The organism is Sphingorhabdus sp. (assembly GCF_044354325.1).
Classification (GTDB): Bacteria; Pseudomonadota; Alphaproteobacteria; order Sphingomonadales; family Sphingomonadaceae; genus Sphingorhabdus_B.
This window is the reverse complement of record NZ_JBILAF010000090.1, coordinates 1-8621: the sequence shown is the minus strand read 5'-3', so window position 1 is coordinate 8621 and position 8621 is coordinate 1. Positions and strand designations below refer to the sequence as shown.

8 protein-coding genes are annotated in these 8621 nt (G+C 56.7%); 5 read left to right on the top strand and 3 right to left on the bottom strand.

Features of this window, described 5'->3' with window-relative positions; genetic code table 11:
• Together atpD and ACIQ0G_RS08490 are read left to right on the top strand one after the other, a co-directional pair.
• Positions 1-967 (top strand): F0F1 ATP synthase subunit beta (gene atpD, locus ACIQ0G_RS08495; protein WP_397577534.1); only part of this gene is annotated, 967 nt, incomplete at its 5' end.
• Positions 968-973: 6 nt separating this feature from the next.
• A complete protein-coding gene (locus ACIQ0G_RS08490) occupies positions 974-1234 on the top strand; it encodes an ATP synthase F1 subunit epsilon (RefSeq protein ID WP_183941657.1) in 261 nt (86 codons plus the stop codon).
• 17 nt (positions 1235-1251) lie between these two features.
• Here the strand turns inward: ACIQ0G_RS08490 and ACIQ0G_RS08485 are convergent, their stop codons facing one another.
• Positions 1252-1737, bottom strand: a complete 486-nt coding sequence (locus tag ACIQ0G_RS08485) for an SH3 domain-containing protein (protein ID WP_397577533.1) — start codon at positions 1735-1737, stop codon at positions 1252-1254.
• A 96-nt stretch (positions 1738-1833) separates the two neighbouring features.
• Here ACIQ0G_RS08485 and ACIQ0G_RS08480 point away from each other — a divergent pair, with 96 nt between their 5' ends.
• Together ACIQ0G_RS08480 and ACIQ0G_RS08475 are read left to right on the top strand one after the other, a co-directional pair.
• Positions 1834-2832 carry a 2-hydroxyacid dehydrogenase gene (locus ACIQ0G_RS08480; protein WP_397577532.1) on the top strand — a complete coding sequence of 333 codons (999 nt, stop codon included), beginning with the start codon at positions 1834-1836 and terminating at the stop codon, positions 2830-2832.
• Positions 2833-2933: 101 nt separating this feature from the next.
• Entirely contained in the window at positions 2934-4244 is a 1311-nt protein-coding gene (locus tag ACIQ0G_RS08475; RefSeq protein ID WP_397577531.1) for an ammonium transporter, read from the top strand.
• A gap of 127 nt (positions 4245-4371) precedes the next feature.
• Here ACIQ0G_RS08475 and ACIQ0G_RS08470 read toward each other — a convergent pair whose 3' ends face one another.
• A complete protein-coding gene (locus ACIQ0G_RS08470) occupies positions 4372-5778 on the bottom strand; it encodes an NAD(P)H-dependent flavin oxidoreductase (protein WP_397577535.1) in 1407 nt (468 codons plus the stop codon).
• Between the two features lie 62 nt (positions 5779-5840).
• Positions 5841-6989, bottom strand: coding sequence for a glycosyltransferase family 4 protein (locus tag ACIQ0G_RS08465; protein WP_397577530.1), 1149 nt, complete (start codon positions 6987-6989; stop codon positions 5841-5843).
• Between the two features lie 37 nt (positions 6990-7026).
• Between ACIQ0G_RS08465 and ACIQ0G_RS08460 the strand changes: the two genes are divergently transcribed.
• Positions 7027-8412 carry a protein adenylyltransferase SelO gene (locus ACIQ0G_RS08460; protein WP_397577529.1) on the top strand — a complete coding sequence of 462 codons (1386 nt, stop codon included), beginning with the start codon at positions 7027-7029 and terminating at the stop codon, positions 8410-8412.
• Positions 8413-8621: the final 209 nt, after the last annotated feature.

Sequence of the window (8621 nt, the reverse complement as noted above, 5' to 3'; positions counted from 1 at the left end):
CGTTCTTATTCAGGAACTGATCAACAACATCGCAAAGGGCCATGGCGGCGTTTCGGTGTTTGCTGGCGTGGGTGAGCGTACCCGCGAAGGTAACGATCTGTACCATGAATTCCTCGACGCAGGCGTTATCGCTAAGGACGCCGACGGCAACCCAACCCCAGAAGGTTCGAAGGTTGCGCTGGTGTTCGGCCAGATGAACGAGCCTCCCGGTGCGCGTGCACGCGTTGCTTTGTCGGGTCTGACCATGGCGGAATATTTCCGCGATGAAGAAGGCCAGGACGTTCTGTTCTTCGTCGACAACATCTTCCGCTTCACACAGGCCGGTTCCGAAGTGTCCGCACTTCTTGGCCGTATTCCTTCGGCTGTGGGTTATCAGCCAACGTTGGCAACCGACATGGGCCAGTTGCAAGAGCGTATTACGTCGACAACCAAGGGTTCGATTACCTCGGTTCAGGCCATTTACGTTCCTGCAGATGACTTGACCGACCCTGCACCAGCAACGTCGTTCGCTCACTTGGACGCGACGACCACGTTGAACCGCGCAATTTCGGAATTGGGTATCTACCCAGCCGTTGACCCGCTTGACTCGGTCAGCCGCGTTTTGACACCAGCCGTTGTTGGCCAAGAGCATTATGATACGGCACGCCGCGTTCAGGAAACGCTGCAGAAGTACAAGTCGCTTCAGGACATCATCGCGATTTTGGGCATGGACGAATTGTCGGAAGACGACAAATTGACTGTTACCCGTGCGCGTAAGATCCAGCGCTTCTTGTCACAGCCTTTCCATGTTGCTGAAGTCTTCACCGGCATTTCCGGTAAGTTCGTTCAGGTCGAAGACACGGTTAAGTCGTTCAAGGCAGTCGTCGACGGCGAATATGACCATCTTCCAGAAGCAGCCTTCTACATGGTTGGCGGCATCGAAGATGCAGTCGCCAAGGCTGCCAAGCTTGCGGCGGAGGCGGCGTAAGCCATTATGGCACTTCGTTTCGAACTCGTAACACCTGAAAAGCTCTACCGCTCGGACGACGTCTATATGGTCGTCGTTCCGGGTAGTGAGGGCGATTTTGGTGTGCTTGAGGGCCATAGCCCAATGATGAGCACGCTGCGTAACGATGCCGCGCTTGAGATTTACGCGACGCAGGGTGCAACACCCGAGCGCCTCATCATCGCTGGCGGCTTTGCAGAAGTGAATGAGAACGGCCTGACCGTTCTGGCGGAGCGCGTCGAGGCTTAAGCCTCACGCGTTACGTCTCAGGGTGCTTCGTCGCCCCAGATGCGTGCCGTTTCAATATAACCATAGCGCCCTTCGGTTTCGAAGCGGCAATAGCCCTTTTCACATTCTTCGATAAGCCCGACCACACCGGGCTCCACGCGCCATGATATATGCGCGTTGGCTGCAGGCGCATCACGCAATGCGCCAATTTCCTTACCGATGACGATCGCAGCCCGCTTGGGGCTCAACAAGCGGACATGAAGCCACCCTTGCTCGCCATCGGGATCTTGAACCTTGCGCCATACGCTGTGCACCGCCACGACCTTCACGGGCAGGTTTTCGCGTTTATACACCCATGTAACGGGGAATTCAGTGCTGGGGCCCGTACGCATACGCGCCTCTGGCTTCGAAATTGATGCCCAATAAGGCGGCTTTTGTTGTGCCTGCCCGGCGGCAGACGCGGCACCAAAAAGCACAAGCGCCAATGCACCGCAACGCACGATCGAATTGTGTTGATTAACCATAATTTTTACCACCGTGTTCATCCTATACCGTAAGCGCGGCGCGCAGCGCAACCATCCTGTCTTGACCTTCTGATATATTCGGCTTTAGTCACTGCCATGCCCGAACTTAGCCGCATTGAACGTCCATCTGTCCGCGTCACCCGCACGCTTCTTCCTGCTGTCGAAAAGCGCATGGCGGAACTGTTCGATGCGCGTTTCAATGCTGATGACACTCCCCTCACCCGTGATGCGCTTGTCGCCGCCATGGCGGACTGCGACGTGCTCGTGCCGACTGTCACGGACACCATCGATGCCAGCATCATCGCCGCCGCACCGCCGCGCCTGAAATTGATTGCCAGCTATGGCGCCGGGGTCAATCACATCGATCTCGCCGCAGCAAAGGCCAAGGGCATCATGGTGACGAACACGCCCGGCGTGTTTACGGACGACACCGCTGACCTAACGATGGCGCTCATTCTGAACGTGCCCCGCCGGCTTGGAGAAGGACATCGTGCCATGCGCAATGGCGAATGGAGCGGCTGGAGCCCCACCGGCATGCTGGGTCACCGCATTGGTGGCAAGACGCTTGGCATCATCGGTCTTGGCCGTATTGGAGAGGCCGTAGCCATGCGCGCCAAGGCATTTGGCATGAATATCATTTACAACAAACGCAGCCGTTTGCCCGCCAGCGTTGAGGATGAACTGGGCGTCACGTTTGAACCCGACATCGACCGGCTGGTGGCCCGTTCGGACATCATCACGCTGCACTGCCCGCTAACGGCAGACACAGACAAAATCATCAACGCCGAACGCATCGCGCATATGAAACCCAATGCCTATGTCATCAACAGCTCACGTGGTGAATTGATCGATGAAGACGCATTGATCGAGGCGCTGCAAAGTGGTCGTATCGCGGGCGCAGGACTTGATGTGTACACGCATGAACCTGCCGTTGACTCGCGGTTCCTCAGCATTCCCAACGCGGTGCTCCTTCCGCATTTGGGCAGTGCCACATATGAGGGACGCGAAGCATCGGGCGAGCGTGTTATTACAAATATCCGCGTATGGGCCGACGGCCACCGACCGCCAGATCAGGTGCTTGAGGGCTGGCAATAAGCAATTTTCTTTCGATTGCGGTAAGTTAGCCGTAATTTTGTGCCTTGAGGCTTTATGACGCCGCGCCTAGAGACGAGGCGATTAAGCGGGCGGGGAAGATTATGATCCAGAAATTTGTGCAAACAGCGCTGGTTTTCAGCGCAGCCATGTCAGCGCCAGCGATGGCACAGGCGGGCATGGTCGCCATCCCTGAAACCAATAGCGGTGATAGCGCGTGGATTTTGACCGCATCGGCCCTTGTGCTGATGATGACGCTTCCTGGCCTTGCGCTTTTTTATGGCGGATTGGTTCGCGCCAAAAACTTCTTATCGGTCCTCGTTCAATGCGGCGCGATTGCCGCTATCGCCTCGGTGATCTGGATTGTCATTGGCTACAGCCTCGCCTTTTCCGTGGGCGGCAACGGCTTCATTGGCTCGCTTGAAAATGTAATGTTCAATGGCTTGCTCGATTCGGTCCGTGATGGGCAGACAACAGGCGAGCTTGCCTTTGCGCTTTTCCAGATGACATTTGCCATCATCACCCCTGCCCTGATCGTCGGTGCATGGGTCGAACGCGCCCGCTTTGGCTGGGTGGTTGCTTTCAGCGCCTTATGGTCGCTGTTGATCTATGTCCCCGTGACCCGCTGGGTTTGGGGCAGCGGTTTTCTGGCCGACCAGGGCGTCATCGATTTCGCCGGTGGCATTGTTGTGCACACCACGGCTGGTATTTCAGCGCTTGTTGTCGCGCTCATGCTTGGAAAGCGCATTGGCTTTCCCAGAACGCTTATGCTCCCGCACAGCCCCGCGCTCACAGTAGCCGGTGCCGGCCTGCTCTGGGTGGGCTGGTTCGGCTTCAACGGTGGCTCGGCTTTGGCAGCCAATGACGCTGCCGCCAGCGCGATCATCAACACCCATGTCGGGGCCTCGGTTGCAGCGATTGTCTGGCTGATGATTGAACGTATCAAGGTCGGCAAAGCCACCGCCGTCGGCTTTGCAACGGGCGCAGTCGCTGGACTTGCGACGATCACACCGGCAGCAGGGGTGATCGGCCCCGGCGGCGCGATCATTCTCGGCATATTGGCAGGCGTCGTCTGCTTCTGGTTTGTCGGCCTTGTCAAAGGCACGCTGAAAATCGATGACTCGCTCGACGTTTTTGCCGTCCACGGTATCGGCGGAATTCTTGGTTCCGTCCTGCTGGCTGTCTTTGCAAGTGAGGCGCTTGGCGGCGCTGGCTATGCCGAAGGTGCGGGCATGGCATCGCAATTGTGGGTTCAGGTGAAAGCCGTGGCCATCGTCGGCGCCTATTCCGCCGTGGTCACGCTGATCATCGGCTATCTCGTTTCGATGATTGTGCCGATGCGTGTCAGCGAAGATCAGGAGCGTGACGGGCTTGATATTTCAAGCCATGGCGAACGCGCTTGGGATTTGGATTAAGCTGGCCTGACTTGGCCTAAGCCGTCAGCGCATATGGGCTGCTCGGCTAAGGCAACGTAATATTATATAGCCCTTGATCGCGTTGCTTCGCGACCAAGGACAATTTCTTGTAAATGTAGACCTGGGGTCAATCGCCCGTCAGGATGCGGTCCATCAACTGCTGCACAGTCGGGACGAAACCGTTCGAATAGAACGGGTCCTTGCCGAACAGATAGGCGCTGTGCCCAGCGAACATCAGGTTTTCATCGATGGGCGCGCCGTGCGCGATGTTCTGCAATGCCTTTTGAATGCAGAAGCTGCGCGGATCGGCGAGGCGGCCCGTCGAATTATTGTCATGGTCCTTCCACGACGAAAATCCGCAATGCGACAGACAGCCCATGCAATCCTTCTGATCCTTGCGGATGACTTCGCCCGACGGCGGCGTCACAAAGACCAAAGTGTTGTCCGGCGTCTTCAAAGCGACCGTAAACCCGCGTGCATCCCATTCGCGTGCCTTCATCAGGTCCGCAGGCTTCACCCAGAAATTCTTGCCCTTCACGCCGACATCAAGCTGCGCGGTATGCTCCGCATCGGCGGTCTGCACATAGGCAATCTGGCGTTCTGAACGGGCCTGCAACTCAAGCAGGAACGGATTGATGACCGCGCTTGAATAGAAACCTGTTGGCGAAAACTGATGCAACAGCACGCCGTCTTCAGGAATTTTCGTCAGCGCGTCTTTCCAACCCTGAGGAATAGGGCTTTCTTGCGTGAGCAATGGCCGCGTACCGAACTGGAATGCGATCTGCCCAAGCTCTGGATTATCAATCCAGTTGTTCCAGTCCCGCAAGAACCACACGCCACCCGCCATCACGATGGGCACGTCGTCCGAAATGCCTTCAACGCGCATGACATCGCGCAGTGCTTTTACCCGTGGATAGGGGTCTTCGGGGCTGCGCGGGTCTTCCGCGTTGGAAAGGCCGTTATGGCCACCTGCCAACCATGGATCCTCGTACACCACCGCACCCAACCATTCGGGCACCTTGTGATAGGCGCGTTTCCACAATGCACGGAATGCACGTGCAGAGCTGACGATAGGCAGATAATATACGCCATATTGCGCCGCGATTTCGGAAAGCTTGTAAGGCATGCCCGCGCCACATGTGACGCCGGTGACCATTCCCTTGGTCGCTTCCAATATGCCGTGCAAAATGCGCTGCGATCCGCCCATTTCCCAAAGCACGTTGATATTGATGGCGCCTTTGCCATTGGCCATTTCATGCGCCAGGCGAACCTGCGCAATGCCGCCACGGATGCCGTATTCCACGAGCTCTTCATGGCGTTCCGCGCGTGTTTTCCCGTGAAAAACCTGCGGGATCATCTCGCCATTTTCATCATAGCTGTCGGCATTAACCGCCGACACCGTGCCAATGCCGCCAGCAGCAGCCCATGCGCCAGAACTTGCGTGATTGGTAGCAGCAACGCCCTTGCCGCCCTCGACCAAAGGCCAAACTTCGCGGCCACCATAGATAATGGGTTTCAGACCCTTGAACACAATCACAACCCCCAATATTTATATCAAAAGCGCCGTTCAGCGTGCTCGCGCGCTATCGCAATTATCTAGCTTTGTCGCGCAAAATCGGCACGTTTCATGGCGGAACCATATAGCTGCCGATAACGCGCAAACATTGTCTCTTCATCATATAGTGCACAGGCCAGAGCGCGGTTGGCACTGCCGAGTTTTTCCCGAAGTCCGGCATCATTTGCCAGCTCGCTAATGGCTTGCGACAAAGACGCCTCGTCGGTGCGCGGGACGATGAAGGGACGGTTTTCACGTGCGACGATATTTTTTACGTCACCAACGTCCGTGGAAACCACCGGAAGGGCGCTCGTCATCGCCTCTATAACGGAAATCGGATATTGTTCACTATCCGACGACAAAGCAAAAATATCGAACAGGCGAATATAGCGCGCCGGGTCACGTAAGACGCCGGGCATCATCACACGGTCTGCGATACCAAGCCGTTCTGCCTCCCCCATGATTGCACCTCGCTCTGGCCCGTCGCCCACAATCGCGAGCCGGACATTTGACCCTGCCGCCGCAACCGCACGCACAAGCCGCGGAAGATTTTTGATCGTGCGCAGCCCTGCGATTGTGCCGACAACAATCTCTCCATTGCGTTTCTGAAAGCCCGGAAAAGATCCGCGCTGCGGCCGCCGGTTAAAATGGTTCGTATCGATGCCATTTGGGAACCGACAAATCTTGTCCAGCGGCTGATGCCATATGGTTCGGGCGATGTGCTCAAGCGTTTTCGATGGGACGACCAGCGCATTCGAACGCTGCAACGCAATCGTGCGAAACCAGTTGCGCCGTTTTTTCAGCCGGTCGATTTCGTCATCGCTGAACCCGTCTTCATGGTGGATCAGCGGCGGCAAGTTCATGCTGCGCGTGAACAAGGTATGCGCCATCACCCCATCCATCGCGCCCCAATTATATGTCAAAACGAGATGGAATTTTTTCATATATTGGGCAAGCTGGCGATAGCGCCCAATCGCTGGCATGCCTTTCAGCGAGGGTGCGGCGTCTTTCGGGAACGCAACCTTCACCCGCCGGTCAATCGCCTCGGCAGCGCCAAAGGCATCATCAACCGCCGACAAAACAGTATGTTCGGCCTGATCACCAAAATGGTTCATAAGACGAACCGTGCGCGATTCCTGCCCGCCAAGGTTAAAGCTGCTGTGCAAATGGAGGATGCGGACCGCCGCCATACTTGCCTTTCCTTCTCGCACCGCCCAGATGCTTTGAATGATTATCGAACCTATGCACTCTCCCTACCGCCCTAATCCGCAAATCGCCAGTCTGGGTGAAAAAATTGGTGACCCCGTGCGCGCGGCGAACTTTCCAGAGACGACATTGCGTTTTCGCAACGACCGTTGGGCGGCGACCGTTGGGCTAGATGGATATGACGATGCGGCGTGGGTCCGGCATTTCGGACGTTTTGAACCGCTGCCCGATAATATGCCCGAACCTTTGGCGTTGAGGTATCACGGGCATCAATTCCGCGTGTACAATCCCGATATTGGCGATGGACGCGGATTTCTGTTCGCACAGCTGCGTGATGGCCATGGCAGGCTGTTGGACCTTGGGACCAAGGGTTCGGGCACCACCCCTTACAGCCGGCGCGGTGACGGAAGGCTGACCCTGAAAGGTGGCGTGCGTGAGATATTGGCGACCGAAATGCTGGAGGCGCTTGGGGTCAACACCTCCAAAACATTTTCGCTGATTGAAACCGGCGAAGAATTGATCCGCGGGGACGAGCCCTCGCCCACCAGATCCGCCGTCATGGTGCGGCTCAGCCATAGCCATATACGTTTCGGGACATTCCAACGCATCGCGGCGGAAGGCAATGAAGCGCTGATGCACAAGCTCATCCATTATTGCCTCAAACATCTGTACTGGGCCGAAGTGTCCGAGAACCCTGCGGCTCAGTTGCTGGAGTTAGCGGTCGATCGCGTGGCCGACCTTGCCGGTTCATACATGGTCGCAGGCTTCGTCCACGGCGTCCTCAACACCGACAATATCAACATCACGGGCGAAAGCTTTGACTATGGCCCGTGGCGTTTCACCGAAAAATGGGACCCACGCTTTACCGCAGCCTATTTCGACCAATCCGGACTTTATGCGTTCGGGCGGCAAGCCGAAGCATTGCATTGGAACCTTGGGCAACTTGCGGTTGCATTGCGATTGGTGTCGGACGCGCCGCCGCTGATTGCCGCACTAGAACGCTTTCCGGACCTGTATCAACAATCGGTCATTCGGCGATTTTTGTGGCGACTGGGCGTTGTGTCGAAGGGCGAAGACGAGGATAAGCCCCTTGTCGAAGCCGCCGAACGCGCGATGGTCCGCGATCAAATCCCCATCGCCGCATTTTTCCACGGCTACAGAGGTGGAAGGACAGGCGCATTCGCGTCCACGGGGGCAGACCAAGCCGCATTTGAAGACATCTTGCGCGGTTATGCGCCAGTGAACGCATCGGACGATTATTGGGCAAGCAACCCCGTCTGCGCGATGTTGATCGATGAGGTCGAGATGATTTGGGACGCCATTGCCCAAAAGGATGACTGGCAGCCATTATATCAAAAACTCGCGCATATTCAGGACTTGGGGAAAGCTTTGAAGCATGAAGGCTGATAATTGAAAAGTCTGCGGACCTGATTGCGCGCGAAACGGGCAAGCTGCGGTGGCGAGCCAAGGTACCGCTTAAAAATCGGCACCGATAAAGTTCTTCTAACCCCTGGCCAACTAATCCTGTTTTGAAGCTTGGACGGCGGCCGTCCATTTTGGCGTCATGGAAAAAGCACGAGTCTATTTGGTGGGCGCTGGCCCCGGTGACCCCGACC